Source organism: Neisseria basseii, from assembly GCF_962707005.1.
GTDB classification, from domain to species: domain Bacteria; phylum Pseudomonadota; class Gammaproteobacteria; order Burkholderiales; family Neisseriaceae; genus Neisseria; species Neisseria bergeri.
Genome location: NZ_CAUIXH010000017.1, coordinates 28,289 through 42,758 on the forward strand (window position 1 = coordinate 28,289; position 14,470 = coordinate 42,758).

Consider the following 14,470-nt stretch of genomic DNA (forward strand, 5'->3'; position numbering starts at 1 on the left):
CAAAGGAAACATCATGCAGGATAAAAACAACCTCTGCTGGCTCGATATGGAAATGACGGGGCTTAATCCCGAAACCGACCGCATTATCGAAGTCGCGATGATTATTACCGACTCGGATTTGAATGTATTGGCGCAATCCGAAGTTTACGCCGTCCACCAAAGCGACGAGCTGCTCGACAATATGGACGAATGGAACACCGCCACACACGGTAGGACGGGGCTGACACAGCGCGTGCGCGAATCGTTGCATACCGAAGCCGAAGTCGAACAGAAACTGCTGGACTTTATGTCGGAATGGGTACCCGGACGCGCCACGCCGATGTGCGGCAACTCCATCCACCAAGACCGGCGTTTTATGGTCAAATATATGCCGAAACTGGAAAACTACTTCCACTACCGCAACCTCGACGTTTCCACGCTGAAAGAACTCGCCAAACGCTGGAATCCGCCCGTTGCCAAAAGCGTCGTCAAACGCGGTTCGCACAAGGCATTGGACGACATTTTGGAGAGCATCGACGAAATGCGCCACTACCGCGAACACTTCCTGATTTCCGCCCCGAAAGCCGAAGCGCAATAAGAAACAAACAATGCCGTCTGAAACGCTGTTTGCATTTCAGACGGCATTTTTACAGCAGATTGAAATCAAAAACATACACGCCCGTCATTCCCGCGCAGGCGGGAATCCGGAAGGTCGGGCTTGCCGTTATTTTCAATCATTACAGAAACTGAAAGGTCTGGATTCCCGCCTACGCGGGAATGACGGCGGTGTGCATTCTTACTTCAATCTGCCAAACAAATCGAACAGAGAAACCCTGTCCGTCAAAACATCATGCAGCCATCGCCTTGAACACTTCAACCGCAACCGCAACCGTTTCGTCAATCAGCTCGGGCGTATGCGCGGCAGAAACGAAACCTGCTTCATAAGCGGACGGGCCGAAGGCAATGCTGCGGTCGAGCATACCGTGGAAGAAGCGTTTGAAAGCGTCGATATTAGAGCGCGCCATGTCGCCGTAGTTTTGCGGCGTATGGCTGGCAAAATACAGGCCGAACATACCGCCCACGCTGTCGGCGGTGAACTCGATACCGTGCGCTTTGGCGGCGGCGGCAATACCGTTGGCGAGGCGTTGGGTCAAGGCAGTCAGGTTCTCATAGAAGCCTTCGCGCTGAATGATTTCCAGCGTTTTCAAACCGGCCGCAACCGCAATCGGATTGCCGGACAATGTACCTGCCTGATACACGCCGCCCAACGGGGAAATACATTCCATAATGTCTTTGCGTCCGCCAAACGCGGCAAGCGGCATACCGCCGCCGATGACTTTGCCCATCGTGGTCAGGTCGGGCGTGATGCCGTGCAGCGATTGTGCGCCGCCGAGCGCGACGCGGAAACCGGTCATCACTTCGTCGTAAATCAACACCGCGCCGTGTTTTTCGGTCAATTCGCGCAGGGCTTTGACGAAGGCTTCGGTCGGACGGACAAGGTTCATATTTCCGACGAAAGGCTCCAAAATCACACAGGCAATGTCATTGCCACTTTGAGCAAAGGCTTCTTCCAGTTGGGCGATGTTGTTGTATTCGAGGACTAAAGTGTGTTTGGTAAAGTCGGCAGGCACTCCGGCGGAAGAAGGATTGCCAAACGTCAGCAGACCGCTGCCTGCTTTCACCAACAGGCTGTCGGAATGGCCGTGGTAGCAGCCTTCAAACTTGATGATTTTGTCGCGGCCGGTAAAACCGCGTGCCAGACGGATGGCGGTCATCGTCGCTTCCGTGCCGGAGCTGACGAGGCGCAGCCGTTCGACAGACGGCATAATTTCGGCGATTTGTTCGGCGATGACGATTTCGCCCTCGGTGGGCGCACCGAATGACAAACCGCCCAACGCGGCTTCGCGCACGGCTTCGACGACTTCGGGGTGCGCGTGTCCGACAATCGCAGGGCCCCAAGAGCCGACATAGTCGGTGTAGCGCGTGCCGTTTTCATCCCAAACATACGCGCCTTCGGCTTTTTTGATGAAGCGCGGTACGCCGCCGACGCTGCCGAATGCGCGGACTGGCGAATTCACACCGCCGGGGATGACCGCCTTGGCGCGGTCGAATAAAATTTCGTTACGGTTCATATTTATCCTCAAATGCCGTCTGAACGGCAGGTTTCGGGCTTGGAAGCAGAAAGCCCCATTTTATCATTTTTCAGGTTGCGACAAGGATTTGCCCGCTTCTTTGCGGATTACGCCAACCGCATCCCGGATGACGGAACGCTCGTCTTTTTCCACTTTATGTGTAAAGCGGTAGTCCCGGACAACTCCCTCCCCGTCGTAATCCACACACCACTCCCAATGCCGGCGTTCTGATTTCATATAAATGAAATTGGTCGGCAAAAAATTATAAATAGGCAAGCTGACTTCATGATAGGCATAACAGCCGAAAGGGTTGCGCTTCCCGAAACGTGCCTCTACCTCCGCCCGGGTCGTTTTGCCTTTAACAACCGTTTGTGCGATTCCCTCTTCCGTCTGATAACGCAGGAACTGATGTTCCCTGTCGCCGAAATTGCTGGTACACGCACACAGCAGCAATGCCGCCCATACAACCGGTTTCATACACACCTCCCATTAAAGCCAAACATTTGTTATAAGTTTTGCCGTCTGCACCCGTATAGGTATAGCCGTTTTTCTGTAAAACATTGGCGTAATATCATTTTGCAAACAAATGACCATACTGCTTATCTTTATGAATATCATATTTACCGCTATGGTAAATACATTGAGAAGAAATATGTTGCCCAATTTCACTAAATGAGACTTCGGTAATAGATTTATATCCTAATTGGTTGCCTAATTCATGCAAAACAAAGGTGCGATTTTCAGTTTCACATGTGTCAACGGCTTTTGCCCATCTTTGAGTAGGCTTGGAGCAATTCCAATCTGCACAACTACCATCAAACATTAACTGCCCAAATGATAATAAATAACCACAACTGCTTAATACAAAAACACAAGTAATTAGCATAAAATATTTAAAAAGGATTTGTTTCATATTTTTCTCCATTCGGATTATTGGGACTGACTAATTTTGGAATAGCATGATTTATATATTTACCATCAGCACCTGTTTTAGGGGTTCCCCATTTTTTTGTGTAATCTTTCCAAGCTTCCGTTAAAACAGGTTTGCCATTTTTCTCAAAAATATCCCCATTCTTATCCCTTTGGTACTGCTCAGGCACTTCTGCAAAATACGAGCTATGCGGATAACAAAATATCCTACAAGCTCCTTTTGTTGTCTCATTATTTCCTAGCAAGAAAAATGGCGGTATCCACATTGTCGATCTATTACCAATAAGATCCTTGTTATGCACAATCGAATAGGCTCCGCTATTATAAGTTTTGCCGTCTGCACCCGTATAGGTATAGCCGTTTTTCTGTAAAACATCGGCGTAATCATTCTTCACATTTGTGGCTGTACCATAGAAACGTGCTTTTCTGATTGGTGCAATGCCATTTTGTTTTTGATTGTTTACCCAATCTTTTAAGGAAACGCTTGCTGTAATTCCCCCACGACTGTGATTACTGGTATCAACCGAATACAGCCATCAAAATCGGATAAATTCATATTAAAAACAATATTTTGTTTACAAAACCCACATCGTGCTATAATCCGCACCGATTTTCAGACGGCATCGTCGTGCCGTCTGAAATTTTTTCATTCCAACAACCATCAGCCCCGCAATTACGGCTGCCTGAGAAAGACACAAACCATGAAAAAAGTATTTATCCGCACCTTCGGCTGCCAGATGAACGAATACGACAGCGACAAAATGCTCGCCGTCCTCGCCGAAGAACACGGCGGCATCGAACAGGTTACCCAGGCCGACGAAGCCGACATCATCTTGTTCAACACCTGCTCCGTGCGCGAAAAAGCGCAAGAAAAAGTTTTCTCCGATTTGGGGCGCGTCCGTCCGCTCAAAGAAAAAAATCCCGACCTCATCATCGGCGTTGCCGGCTGCGTCGCCTCGCAAGAAGGCGAAAACATCATCAAACGCGCGCCTTATGTGGACGTGGTTTTCGGCCCGCAAACGCTGCACCGCCTGCCCAAAATGATTGTGGACAAAGAAACCAGCGGGCTGTCGCAAGTCGATATTTCCTTTCCCGAAATCGAAAAATTCGACCACCTGCCGCCTGCCCGCGTCGAAGGCGGCGCGGCATTTGTATCGATTATGGAAGGCTGTTCCAAATACTGCTCCTTCTGCGTCGTCCCCTACACGCGCGGCGAAGAATTCTCCCGCCCGCTCAACGACGTATTGACCGAAATCGCCAACCTTGCCCAGCAAGGCGTGAAAGAAATCAACCTCTTGGGACAAAACGTCAACGCCTATCGCGGCGAAATGGACGACGGCGAAATCTGCGACTTCGCCACCCTGTTGCGTATTGTCCACGAAATCCCCGGCATCGAACGTATGCGCTTCACCACCAGCCACCCGCGCGAGTTTACCGACTCGATTATCGAGTGCTACCGCGACCTGCCCAAACTGGTTTCCCACCTGCACCTGCCGATTCAAAGCGGTTCCGACCGCGTATTGAGCGCGATGAAGCGCGGCTACACCGCTTTGGAATACAAATCCATCATCCGCAAACTGCGCGCCATCCGTCCTGATTTGTGCCTCAGCTCCGACTTTATCGTCGGCTTCCCGGGCGAGACCGAGCGCGAGTTCGAGCAAACCTTGAAACTGGTGAAAGACATTGCCTTCGACTTGAGTTTCGTCTTTATTTACAGTCCGCGCCCTGGCACGCCTGCCGCCAACCTGCACGATGATACACCGCATGAAGAAAAAGTGCGCCGCCTCGAAGCTTTGAACGAAGTCATCGAAGCCGAAACCGCGCGCATCAACCAAACCATGGTCGGCACGGTTCAACGCTGCTTGGTCGAAGGTATCTCCAAAAAAGACCCCGACCAACTGCAAGCCCGTACCGCCAACAACCGCGTGGTCAACTTTACCGGCACACCCGACATGATTAACCAAATGATCGATTTGGAAATCACCGAGGCCTACACCTTCTCCCTGCGCGGCAAAATTGTTGAAGCCTAAGTCTTCCCCACTATAAAAATGCCGTCTGAAGCGTTTCAGACGGCATTTTTCACTTTGCAGCGAACATCAGAACGTTTTGTTAAACTCGACAAACACCCGATTTTTCTCGTATTCGTTAAACACATCGTTACTCCACGTTTCGCGGTGCGACAGCGTCAGGCGCGGCGTGATGCCTTTGAAATGCAATGCCCGGTGCCAAAGGCTCAAGGATGTGTCCAATTCTTTATCCCTGCGCCTTTCCCCTTTAAAACCGCTGAAAAAGCCGGGTTTTTCATAATGCCGTTTCGCCGCGCCGAGGCGCAACAGCGAAGACAGGCCGCTGCCGCCCCATTCCTGCCCCCAGGCAAAGCGCAGGCCGTAACGGTTGAAATTGTCGCCACGGTCGGCGGGGTTGCGCTCGCGGTAAAAATCCAAACCGCCCGTCCAATATTGGCGCGCATTCCGGTAAAACACCAGCGAATTGGAAATTTGCAAATGGGTATTGTCGGAACGCGCCCGGCGCGTATTCTTCAAACGCCCCCACTCCGCCGAAGACAGCGTTTGCCATTTCGGGGTTTGCCAACGGTTGAAATAAAGGCGTGCGCCGTTGGCGTAAGAATAAGCGTCGTTGCCGTAGGTGCGGCGTTCGTGGAACACTGCCAGCCCGACATCTTTACGCCGGTCGGCAAAACCGATGCCGCCGGAAACACCTGCCGTCATATCGTTGAATTTCTTATTCCCCGGATAAACCCTGCCGGACACGTCGCCGCCCGCCGTCGTGTACCAGCCGTTTTTCAGCGACCATTTTTTCTCCGCGCCGAGCCGGTAATTGACCGCCGTGCCGTCCACCTGTTTCGGGAAAGTCCAGTTGCCGTACTGCTGCTGTTTCGGGGCTTGGTTGATATTGTGTTCACGGGTAACGCTGAAACCGCCGTTTACTTTCCACGCATCGCGTTCGCGCAATGCCTTGCGGTACAGCTCGACCTGCTCCATAAGCTGCGGCGGCAGATCTTCTGTTTTCAGGCGGTCGAACTGGTCTGCCGCCGCCTCGTTCTGCCTGTCTTCAAACAATGCCGCTGCCAAACGCATACGGACGGCTGGCGCGTCGGGTTGGGCGGCAATCAATTCCCGGTAATGGGAAACCGCCTCCTTCACCCTACCGTCTGCCTGCGCCAAAATCCCTTGTGCATAAAGTGCCAACATCTTATCCTGCTGCGCCTGTTGTAGGTAAATCGGCAAAATAACGCGGATACCGGCAATATTGTTTGAGACCACTGCGGAATACATCGCGCGGGACAGCAATTCGGGATTTTTCAGCAGGGTTTCTCCGTCAATCTGCAAAACTTTTCCTTTTTCCCGCACCTGCCCCGGTACTTTCTCCCTGTCGATCAGTTTGACCTCCGCTTCATGAAGCCTGAACTCGGGACGGCTTCTCAAATCCGGTTCGCGCGGTGTTTCTTCGGCGTATGCCGCGCTTGCCAATAAAGGCAGCAGCAGCATCCATCTGTTTCGTGCAGGCATAAATGTCTTCCCACAAAAATAAAAATAAAAAATAACCATTATCAACCGGCGGATTGTATCAGTTTTTTATGCCGCTGTTCCAAACCCTGCCGCCCGATGCCGCGACAATGCCGTCTGAAGCCAGAATCGGGTTTCAGACGGCGGCAAAAAACCGGCGGTTTTCCGCCGGTTTCATCATTATGCCCCGCCCTTCGGGGCGACAGGGTTCGGATCGGTATGCCGCCTGTGCGTCAAAACATTTCCCGACACATCAAAACAGCCATTTGACCAACAATGCGGCTTCTTTGTCGCCGTCTGTCCTTTTGCCGTATCCGATGCGTGCGGACATATGGCCTTTCCAACCGGCTTCAATACCGAACCGCCCTTCGAGTGCCGTCCTGCCTGCCAGCGTCTGTTTTTCGCCGTCCATTTCCACGCCGAAAGATTTTGACCTGTGCAAAACATTAAAAGCGGCAAAAGGCTGAAGATTAACACCATTACGCAAAGCAAAACGGGTTTTTGCCCGAATGCCGGCGCGGCTTTGCCACTGACCGCTGCCGAGCAGTCCGACCGCTGTCCCCTCGCTGTCGGTAAAGCCGCCGTTTACGCCCAAGTAAGTAAACTGCGCCTGCGGTTGCAGGTAAAACCGCACATTATTGCCTTTTCCGACAACGCCTTCCGCCACAAGCGCGTTGTAGCCGCCTTCGACAGAAGCCGTCCAACCTTTGGTTTTGTAGCGTTCCGCACGATTTTCATCATTGATGCGGTGTTTGAAACGTTGGTATTGCAACCAGCCGTCCAAATACGCACCCGTTTGTTTATCGCGCAACTGATGCCACGCAGCATAAACACCCCCGCCATAACCATGCAAATAACTACCTGCCGCACCGCCTTTGCCGTTGACTGATGCGTGCTGGCCAGCCCTGCTGCCCATCACGCCGATTGCCAGTCGGCTGCCTTCATTTTGCCGTACAAACACCTCGCCGCCGATTTGCACGCCTTTGCGCCGCCCGTCCGCAGTCGCGCCGCCCCGTATATTTTGATGCGACCGGCCGCCGATGAAGCGTAGCCACAATTTTTGACGGGACGGATCGGCGGCATACACGTCGTCGCCCCTGTCGGCGGCACGCAGCCCAAACAAAGTATTTGCCGCATAAGCCTGTTGGGCATATAAAACCGCTTCCGCCTCGGGGATAGCCAAACGCTGCACGCCCAAGCAAAATCCGCCTTCGCATTGCTTGAGCAATAATTCGTACAGCCCGGATTTATAGGTTTTATCCAAACCAAACGCATCTTTATCGGCTTGTTTCGCCGCAATCAATTTGCGCCCATCGAGCGTTTTCACATTTTTTGGATTTTGTTCCAAAACCACATTGGATTTTCCGCTGACGTTTTGTTCAAAGGTCAGGGCGGGTTCGTCCGACTCCCGCACGTCGTAGCCGAACAGGAAATCCGCGCCGCCCTGATACGCTTTATGGACAGTCAGTTTTTCATCTTTCGTGTTCAGGCGGATGCGGGCATTATCGGAAGTTTCCAGCGTATGGATGTCGGAATGGCGGCGCGGTTCCCAAAGGGAATCTTTCAGCGTCATCTTGGTCAGTTCCAACACCTGTCCGGCGACGTGGGATTTGTTTTCGATTTTGACGTGCAGTGTTTTATTGAAGATGTTGTCGAGATTGGTAGATGATGGATAAGGAGTGAGTACGGCGTCTTCTATCAATTGATTAATTATATTGGGTCTTTTCTGTTTAAGTATATCAAATGTTCCTCCAAGCTGTTTTCTATACACTTCCTCAACTATTTTTTTATTTTTTTCCCAATCTTCGGGTTTCGTGTCGTACAAAGCCTTTAATTGCTTCTTAACCGCCTGCTTTAAATCAGTTCCGTAATTCTCTGTAACATATTTCTTAACAACGGGCATATTATCGACGGCGAGGATGCCGCTATTGTAGTTTTTACCCGTGATATTGATTTCGTCATACCCGTATTCGGATGAATTTTGATCAGTTTTACCGCTGGAAAAATAATGGGAAACACCGTTTGCCGGCTTGTCTGAAAATGAAAAATCGGCAGCATCGCCAATATTTGTAGAACGAGTATCCGAACCGGGCTGATAACTGAAAGCACCGAAGCAATCAAAAGATATGCTGCACGGGCCGCGCCAAACGTGGGAATTTCTGTCTTCCGCCGCTTCTAAAATAAATTTGTTTTTAATCTCGGCTTCTTTGACGGGATCGTACGCATCCGAACCCCAAGCATATGGCGTGCAAAACAGCGATAAAACAGATAATGTTAATAGATTAACCCGACTGCTTGCTTGCTTGCTTGCTTGCTTGCTTGCTTGCTTGCTTGCTTGCTTGCTTGCTTGCTTTCAGTGTCATGAGAAATTTTCCTTTGTCAAGTGTTAAAATTATAATGATTATATACTACATCATACTACACCACAATGAAAAATCGGGAAAAACAAAAAAACCTCCGCCGTCATTCCCGCGAAAGCGGGAATCTAGAATTTCAATGCCGCAAGAATTTATCGGAGATGGCAGGGGTTTAAAGGTCTGGATTCCCGCCTGCGCGGGAATGACGGCTCAAAAGTTACGAAACGAAAAATAACCGAAACCGAACAAACCGGATTCCCACCTGTATGGGAAGGACGGGATTTCAGGTTGCTGTTTTTGATTTTCTGTTTTTGTGGGAATAACGGGATTTTGGATGATGTGCATTTATCGGGAAAACTAAAAACCCTCCGCCGTCATTCCCGCGAAAGCGAGAATCTAGAATTTCAACGCCTCAAGAATTTATCGGAAAAAACTGAAGTTTAAAGACCTAGATTCCCGCGCGGGCGGGAATGACGATAAGCGTAATTTCAATCCGCCATATTGTCTTTTCACTTGCCTGAAAACAGATTTCAGCCGCCTATCCCTGCATCCGGCGGCTGATGTAGTCGGCAATCAAATCCCGCTTGTCCCAAAAAAACTTCTGCATTTTTTGTTCGGAATACAGTTTGCGTACCAGAGTGGGCAGACCGCTGTGGACGATGGCGGCGATTTCTTTGTTGCCTTTTTCCTCCCGCATCGCCGTCTGAAAATCCATACCCCTGCCTTTCAGATATGCTGCAAGGCGGTTTCGGACGTGTGAATTGAGTTCGATGGATTTGAGCATTTTGCCTCCGTTTTGCGGTAAGGATTTATTCGATTTGTTTATCCGCCTGATTTTATCACGTTTCCCAAGCGGTTTGCCTGTACAATACCGCTTTTCGGCAGGGTGTGGGCGATGATGTTTTCTTGGTTCAAGCTGTTTCACTTGTTTTTTGTCATTTCGTGGTTTGCAGGGCTGTTTTACCTGCCGAGGATTTTCGTCAATATGGCGATGATTGATGCGCCGCGCGGCAATCCCGAGTATGTGCGCCTGTCGGGTATGGCGGTGCGGCTGTACCGTTTTATGTCGCCGTTGGGCTTCGGCGCGGTCGTGTTCGGCGCGGCGATACCGTTTGCCGCCGGCTGGTGGGGCAGCGGCTGGGTTCACGTCAAACTGTGTTTGGGCTTGATGCTCTTGGCTTACCAGTTGTATTGCGGCGTGCTGCTGCGTCGTTTTCAGAATTACAGCAATGCTTTTTCACACCGCTGGTACCGCGTGTTCAACGAAATCCCCGTGCTGCTGATGGTTGCCGCGCTGTATCTGGTCGTGTTCAAACCGTTTTGACGGAGCATCTTATGCCGATAGAAATCGAACGCCGTTTTTTGATTGGAAACGACAACTGGCGGCAATACGCCGATGAGCCGCTGCTGTTGAGGCAGGGTTATCTGTCTGTCGAGAAAGAACGTACCGTCCGTGTCCGTATTGTCGGACAACGGGCGTGGCTGACGCTGAAAGGCTATATTTCGGAAATCAGCCGCAGCGAGTTTGAATACGAAATCCCGCTTGCCGATGCGGAAAAGATGATGGAAACGATGTGCCCGTTTAAGATGGAAAAACGGCGTTATCCGGTCAGATGGGGCGGCAGCCTGTTTGAAATCGATGTTTTCCTTGGCGAAAACGCGCCTTTGGTCGTCGCGGAAATCGAGTTGCCCGCCGAAAATGCCGATTTTGACCGTCCGGACTGGCTGGGGCACGAAATCACTGCCGACGGTATGTTTACCAATGCTTATTTGAGCAAACATCCGTTCTCAAGCTGGAAAAATGCCGTCTGAAGCGGCTTTAGACGGCATCTGCCTTGCGGTTATCCCTTGAGGTAATGCACGAATGTATATGCAACGCCTTTGCTGCTGACACGGCGTTCCGTCCGCTCTGCCTCTTTCCAATGCGTCCGATCTATTTCGGGGAAAAATGCATCTCCTTCCACAGACAAATCCACTTCGGTTATCCGCAAATCGGTCGCCAATGGCATCGCTTGTCCGTATATCTGCGCGCCGCCCATAATGACGGTTTCTTCCGCGCTGGCGCACAATGCCAATGCCGCCTCCAAACTTGCCACAGTTTCCGCGCCTGCCGCGCAATAATCCGCCTGCCTGCTAATAACAATGTTTCTTCTTTCAGGCAGGGGTTTGACCGGTAAAGACTCCCATGTTTTCCGTCCCATTATCACCGGCTTCCCCAAGGTATATGCTTTAAAAAATGCAAAATCTTCCGGAATATGCCAAGGCATGGCGTTTCCCGCCCCAATGCACAGATTCTCCGCACATGCTGCAATTAAGGTTATTTTAGTCATGTCGTCTCCATAAAAATGCCGTCTGAAAGCTTCAGACGGCATTTTATGATATTCCGTATCAAAAATCTCAACTTGCCCGAGCAATACGTATTTTGTTGGCACCCGCCAACAATGCCAACAGTTCTTCAGTCGCATCCCAACCGATACACGCATCGGTAATGCTCTTACCGTAAACTTCCGGCTTATCCTGTCTGCCTTCGACCAAATGGCTTTCCACCATTACACCCATAATATTGCCGCCGTCCTGTTCCAATTGGGCGGCAATGTCTTGTGCCACTTCCATCTGCCGAGTGTAATCCTTGCGGCTGTTGGCGTGGCTGCAATCTATCATCAGCTTGTCGGTTACCCCTGCCGCACGCAGTTGTTCCGCCGCCTCGCTGACGTGTTCCGCATCATAATTCGGCTCTTTACCGCCCCGTAAAATAACATGACAATCTGGATTGCCACTGGTATGGACAATGGCGGAATGCCCAGCTTTAGTTACAGACAAGAAATGATGGGAATGGCTCGCCGCACCAATTGCATCGATTGCAATCTTCAAATTACCATCTGTACCGTTTTTAAAGCCGACGGGGCAGGACAGCCCGCTTGCCAATTCGCGGTGAACTTGGCTTTCGGTCGTCCGCGCGCCGATTGCCCCCCAAGAAATCAAGTCCGCATAATATTGCGGCGTAATCATATCCAAAAACTCGGTAGAGGCAGGCATACCCATATTGCTCAGCAACAACAACAGGCTGCGCGCCTGACGCAAACCGAAATTGATATCGAACGTACCGTCCAAATGCGGGTCGTTAATCAAACCTTTCCAACCCACCGTCGTTCTCGGCTTCTCGAAATAAACGCGCATCACAATCAAAAGCTCGTTTTCATACTGCTTGCGGAGTTTCAACAAACGCTCCGCATATTCCAACGCCGCCTTAGGATCGTGAATCGAACACGGCCCGATAATGACCAACAGCCGCTTGTCCCTGCCGTGAACCAAATCGGAAATTTCCTGACGGGTGCGGTGAACCAAGCCCGAAGCCTCTTTGGAAATCGGCAGCTCGTAAAGATGGGCAATCGGCGGCAACAACTCTTTAACTTCTTTAATCTTAATATCGTCTGTGGGGTAATGGTGTGTCATCTTGCATCTTTCCTGATGGGTTTTTATACGCGGCTTAGGTTACATCGTTTACCTTGCACAAACAAGTGCAACATATTACTACAAAGCTATTTTATTTCAAAATAACTGATATATCTTTTTTCATAGATTTTAAATTTTATATTTTTAATATTTTAGGAATTTTATTCCAAAGAAAAAGAAACAGATTGATAAAAACAATACCCGCCATTCATTCGGGCAAAACCGTACGGAACATCCATTTTCCCGTTTCCACGACAATCCGGTACAGGACACCCACTGCCGATTCCGCCTGCACATCCGGCAAAATTTCATACGCAAGGAAAATGTTGAAAACAAAAAGAACTAATTGCTTAAAAAAAGATTTAATTGGAATGCGGGTATTTCCCACACTTTCTCCATTTATTTATCCTCATTATAAAAACATGAAAAAAACCCTGCTTGCACTCACTTGCAGCCGTGTCCGCCGTTACGGTAACCGACATTCCCGAATCTAACGGCAAAAGCGAATACAAAGTCTTTCCGCTTATGTTAAAGGCAAAGCCACTACCGGCAATTTGAAAGAAAAACAACGCACACCGTCCATCGGCTTCCGTTCAACGAACGCCACAGTATGCGTTTTGAGACAGAGTACGCCTGAAGCAAAACGATGCAGACGACAAAAGAGGGAATGCACACATCGCTAACGGCGCAATAGGCAAAACGGCTGCCGTGTATGCCGGTTATACCCACACCCAACCGGTCGGCGAATCCACACGTTTCCGTGGCGGTTTGGAGCGCGTCCAAGTTAAACGTTATCTGGGAGAAAAGTGCTGCGGCTACGCCTGTCCAAAAGCGAACGCCTCCCCCTGCAAGCAGATGGTGAAATCCGTCAAAACCTTGGCGAAGGCCGGTTTCTGAAGCCATGAGCGGGGTGGCTGTCTATCTCCGCAACAAAAACAAAATAGCAATTGCTTCCCAAGATGCCAGCCTAAACTCCAAAGGCCGGTTCGTCAGCACTGGTCTGAATGTGGGCAAACAACTGACCGGCAGTCTCGGCGTAGAGTTTGACCCATACTACCTCCACCGCGCAATCCGCAAGTCTGCCGAATTTGTCTCGAATACTACCAAAACCAAAACAGACAGAGAAAAGTTTAACGAGTACGGCTTCCGTGTAGCCGCAACGTTCTAATTCCCTTGCGTATAAAAAGCAGCATAAAAATGCTGCCTTTTCCCATTTCCAAGGAAAGTATTCCGTAGCGCGGTTTACCTAATTGTTTCATACAAACCAAAAATGCCGTCTGAAACCGATTTTCAGACGGCATTTGTCCCTTAAAACACGTTTTTTCAAGCGCGACCATACCAAACACCCAAAGGTTGCCTGAAACCCGGGTAAGTACGATTAGCCGCCTCAAGTGGCGTAATCGTACGAACAAATCCTTCCACCCTTCGTACAACCTTTGCCCCATCGAACACCCGCTTCCCAAATACTGATGTCTGCTTGGGTTGAATCGGCATTCGTGCGATTACGGCGCACCGCCTAATCTGTACCTGCATCTGTTGCGCCCAATACCAAAGGCTACCTGAAAATCTCTCAAACTTTTCAGGTAGCCTTATCACGTTTTCAACTGCCGCCACACGCCCAAAGGCCACCTGAGACCCTTTTTCAGACATTCCGCTCTGATACCCCCAACAAAACGCCGCCTGAACGCATATTCAGACGGCATTTCCTTTGCATCGATTCATTCCCCGATATAATGCAGATCTTTTTCCAGTCATTTCCCTTCCAAACAAAAAACAAGGCTGTGTTTTAGTAATCTGTTGATTTCAATTATTTACAAGGAAAAAAACAATTATTTTTTCGGTTAGGAAGAAATCTATCCTATTGAATACATTGAAGCCAAGTACGCCTATCAACACTAGAGACCTTTACAAAATTCCCCAAAATCCCCTAAATTCCTACCAAGACATTTAGGGGATTTTTCATGAACACCTTCTTCCAGCAAACCGCACAAGCCATGATTGCCAAACACATCGACCGCTTCCCACTATTGAAGTTGGATCAAGTGATTGATTGGCAGCCGATCGAACAATACCTGAACCGTCAAAGAACCCG

At 50.0% G+C, this 14,470-nt stretch carries 15 protein-coding genes and 3 pseudogenes; 7 read left to right on the forward strand and 11 right to left on the reverse strand.

What is annotated here, in order from left to right; all coding sequences use genetic code 11:
* The first annotated feature begins 13 nt into the window (after positions 1 to 13).
* A complete protein-coding gene (gene orn / locus Q9I99_RS08695) occupies positions 14 to 577 on the forward strand; it encodes an oligoribonuclease (protein WP_114934950.1) in 564 nt (187 codons plus the stop codon).
* Between the two features lie 250 nt (positions 578 to 827).
* On the opposite strand, the gene hemL is transcribed toward orn, so the two are convergent.
* The 5 genes and pseudogenes from hemL to Q9I99_RS08715 form a co-directional block, all read right to left on the reverse strand.
* Positions 828 to 2,111 carry a glutamate-1-semialdehyde 2,1-aminomutase gene (gene hemL, locus Q9I99_RS08700; protein WP_301666755.1) on the reverse strand — a complete coding sequence of 428 codons (1,284 nt, stop codon included), beginning with the start codon at positions 2,109 to 2,111 and terminating at the stop codon, positions 828 to 830.
* A 63-nt stretch (positions 2,112 to 2,174) separates the two neighbouring features.
* The gene (locus Q9I99_RS08705; protein WP_107819726.1) at positions 2,175 to 2,588 is read right to left on the reverse strand and encodes a glucosamine-fructose-6-phosphate aminotransferase; all 414 of its coding nucleotides are present in this window, start codon (positions 2,586 to 2,588) and stop codon (positions 2,175 to 2,177) included.
* Between the two features lie 28 nt (positions 2,589 to 2,616).
* Positions 2,617 to 2,729: pseudogene (locus Q9I99_RS11570) on the reverse strand (hemagglutinin); the annotation flags it as partial.
* The gene (locus Q9I99_RS08710) at positions 2,683 to 3,024 is read right to left on the reverse strand and encodes a hypothetical protein (protein WP_301666754.1); all 342 of its coding nucleotides are present in this window, start codon (positions 3,022 to 3,024) and stop codon (positions 2,683 to 2,685) included. The gene Q9I99_RS08710 and the pseudogene Q9I99_RS11570, both read right to left, overlap by 47 nt.
* Positions 3,005 to 3,436 carry a hemagglutinin gene (locus Q9I99_RS08715; RefSeq protein ID WP_301666753.1) on the reverse strand — a complete coding sequence of 144 codons (432 nt, stop codon included), beginning with the start codon at positions 3,434 to 3,436 and terminating at the stop codon, positions 3,005 to 3,007. Before Q9I99_RS08715 ends, Q9I99_RS08710 begins: the two co-directional genes overlap by 20 nt.
* A gap of 306 nt (positions 3,437 to 3,742) precedes the next feature.
* On the opposite strand from Q9I99_RS08715, the gene miaB reads away from it, so the two are divergent.
* Positions 3,743 to 5,071, forward strand: coding sequence for a tRNA (N6-isopentenyl adenosine(37)-C2)-methylthiotransferase MiaB (gene miaB / locus Q9I99_RS08720; protein ID WP_301666752.1), 1,329 nt, complete (start codon positions 3,743 to 3,745; stop codon positions 5,069 to 5,071).
* A 66-nt stretch (positions 5,072 to 5,137) separates the two neighbouring features.
* Here the strand turns inward: miaB and Q9I99_RS08725 are convergent, their stop codons facing one another.
* The 3 genes and pseudogenes from Q9I99_RS08725 to Q9I99_RS08735 all read right to left on the reverse strand — a co-directional run bounded on the left by Q9I99_RS08725 (position 5,138) and on the right by Q9I99_RS08735 (position 9,709).
* Positions 5,138 to 6,604, reverse strand: a complete 1,467-nt coding sequence (locus tag Q9I99_RS08725; RefSeq protein WP_439652322.1) for a surface lipoprotein assembly modifier — start codon at positions 6,602 to 6,604, stop codon at positions 5,138 to 5,140.
* Between the two features lie 217 nt (positions 6,605 to 6,821).
* Positions 6,822 to 8,921 (reverse strand): annotated as a pseudogene (locus Q9I99_RS08730) (autotransporter outer membrane beta-barrel domain-containing protein); the annotation flags it as partial.
* 542 nt (positions 8,922 to 9,463) lie between these two features.
* The gene (locus Q9I99_RS08735) at positions 9,464 to 9,709 is read right to left on the reverse strand and encodes a hypothetical protein (RefSeq protein WP_107819723.1); all 246 of its coding nucleotides are present in this window, start codon (positions 9,707 to 9,709) and stop codon (positions 9,464 to 9,466) included.
* 111 nt (positions 9,710 to 9,820) lie between these two features.
* Between Q9I99_RS08735 and Q9I99_RS08740 the strand changes: the two genes are divergently transcribed.
* Both Q9I99_RS08740 and Q9I99_RS08745 read left to right on the forward strand, forming a co-directional pair.
* Positions 9,821 to 10,249: a CopD family protein gene (locus tag Q9I99_RS08740; RefSeq protein WP_301666750.1), complete on the forward strand. Its 429-nt coding sequence runs from the start codon at positions 9,821 to 9,823 to the stop codon at positions 10,247 to 10,249.
* Between the two features lie 11 nt (positions 10,250 to 10,260).
* Positions 10,261 to 10,737 (forward strand): CYTH domain-containing protein, encoded by a 477-nt coding sequence (locus Q9I99_RS08745; protein ID WP_301666749.1) that lies wholly within the window; start codon positions 10,261 to 10,263, stop codon positions 10,735 to 10,737.
* Positions 10,738 to 10,766: 29 nt separating this feature from the next.
* On the opposite strand, the gene Q9I99_RS08750 is transcribed toward Q9I99_RS08745, so the two are convergent.
* From Q9I99_RS08750 to Q9I99_RS08760, 3 genes are all read right to left on the reverse strand, one after another.
* The gene (locus tag Q9I99_RS08750; RefSeq protein WP_301666774.1) at positions 10,767 to 11,255 is read right to left on the reverse strand and encodes a dihydrofolate reductase; all 489 of its coding nucleotides are present in this window, start codon (positions 11,253 to 11,255) and stop codon (positions 10,767 to 10,769) included.
* Positions 11,256 to 11,322: 67 nt separating this feature from the next.
* On the reverse strand, positions 11,323 to 12,378 hold the full coding sequence (aroG, locus tag Q9I99_RS08755; RefSeq protein ID WP_301666748.1) for a 3-deoxy-7-phosphoheptulonate synthase AroG: 1,056 nt from the start codon (positions 12,376 to 12,378) through the stop codon (positions 11,323 to 11,325).
* Between the two features lie 208 nt (positions 12,379 to 12,586).
* Positions 12,587 to 12,766, reverse strand: coding sequence for a hypothetical protein (locus Q9I99_RS08760; RefSeq protein ID WP_164734381.1), 180 nt, complete (start codon positions 12,764 to 12,766; stop codon positions 12,587 to 12,589).
* Positions 12,767 to 13,086: 320 nt separating this feature from the next.
* Between Q9I99_RS08760 and Q9I99_RS08765 the strand changes: the two genes are divergently transcribed.
* The 3 genes and pseudogenes from Q9I99_RS08765 to Q9I99_RS08775 all read left to right on the forward strand — a co-directional run.
* Positions 13,087 to 13,275 (forward strand): hypothetical protein, encoded by a 189-nt coding sequence (locus Q9I99_RS08765; RefSeq protein ID WP_301666747.1) that lies wholly within the window; start codon positions 13,087 to 13,089, stop codon positions 13,273 to 13,275.
* A gap of 4 nt (positions 13,276 to 13,279) precedes the next feature.
* Positions 13,280 to 13,546, forward strand: coding sequence for a hypothetical protein (locus Q9I99_RS08770; RefSeq protein ID WP_301666746.1), 267 nt, complete (start codon positions 13,280 to 13,282; stop codon positions 13,544 to 13,546).
* 793 nt (positions 13,547 to 14,339) lie between these two features.
* Positions 14,340 to 14,470, forward strand: a pseudogene (locus Q9I99_RS08775) (IS5/IS1182 family transposase); the annotation flags it as partial.

What these genes read in the sequence shown, in the direction of transcription:
- Q9I99_RS08770 (WP_301666746.1), top strand. Translation starts at nt 13,280, where the DNA reads ATGAGCGGGGTGGCTGTCTATCTCCGCAACAAAAACAAAATAGCAATT.
- Q9I99_RS08750 (WP_301666774.1), bottom strand. Translation starts at nt 11,255, where the DNA reads ATGACTAAAATAACCTTAATTGCAGCATGTGCGGAGAATCTGTGCATT.
- hemL (WP_301666755.1), bottom strand. Translation starts at nt 2,111, where the DNA reads ATGAACCGTAACGAAATTTTATTCGACCGCGCCAAGGCGGTCATCCCC.
- Q9I99_RS08710 (WP_301666754.1), bottom strand. Translation starts at nt 3,024, where the DNA reads ATGAAACAAATCCTTTTTAAATATTTTATGCTAATTACTTGTGTTTTT.
- Q9I99_RS08735 (WP_107819723.1), bottom strand. Translation starts at nt 9,709, where the DNA reads ATGCTCAAATCCATCGAACTCAATTCACACGTCCGAAACCGCCTTGCA.
- aroG (WP_301666748.1), bottom strand. Translation starts at nt 12,378, where the DNA reads ATGACACACCATTACCCCACAGACGATATTAAGATTAAAGAAGTTAAA.
- miaB (WP_301666752.1), top strand. Translation starts at nt 3,743, where the DNA reads ATGAAAAAAGTATTTATCCGCACCTTCGGCTGCCAGATGAACGAATAC.
- orn (WP_114934950.1), top strand. Translation starts at nt 14, where the DNA reads ATGCAGGATAAAAACAACCTCTGCTGGCTCGATATGGAAATGACGGGG.
- Q9I99_RS08740 (WP_301666750.1), top strand. Translation starts at nt 9,821, where the DNA reads ATGATGTTTTCTTGGTTCAAGCTGTTTCACTTGTTTTTTGTCATTTCG.
- Q9I99_RS08705 (WP_107819726.1), bottom strand. Translation starts at nt 2,588, where the DNA reads ATGAAACCGGTTGTATGGGCGGCATTGCTGCTGTGTGCGTGTACCAGC.
- Q9I99_RS08745 (WP_301666749.1), top strand. Translation starts at nt 10,261, where the DNA reads ATGCCGATAGAAATCGAACGCCGTTTTTTGATTGGAAACGACAACTGG.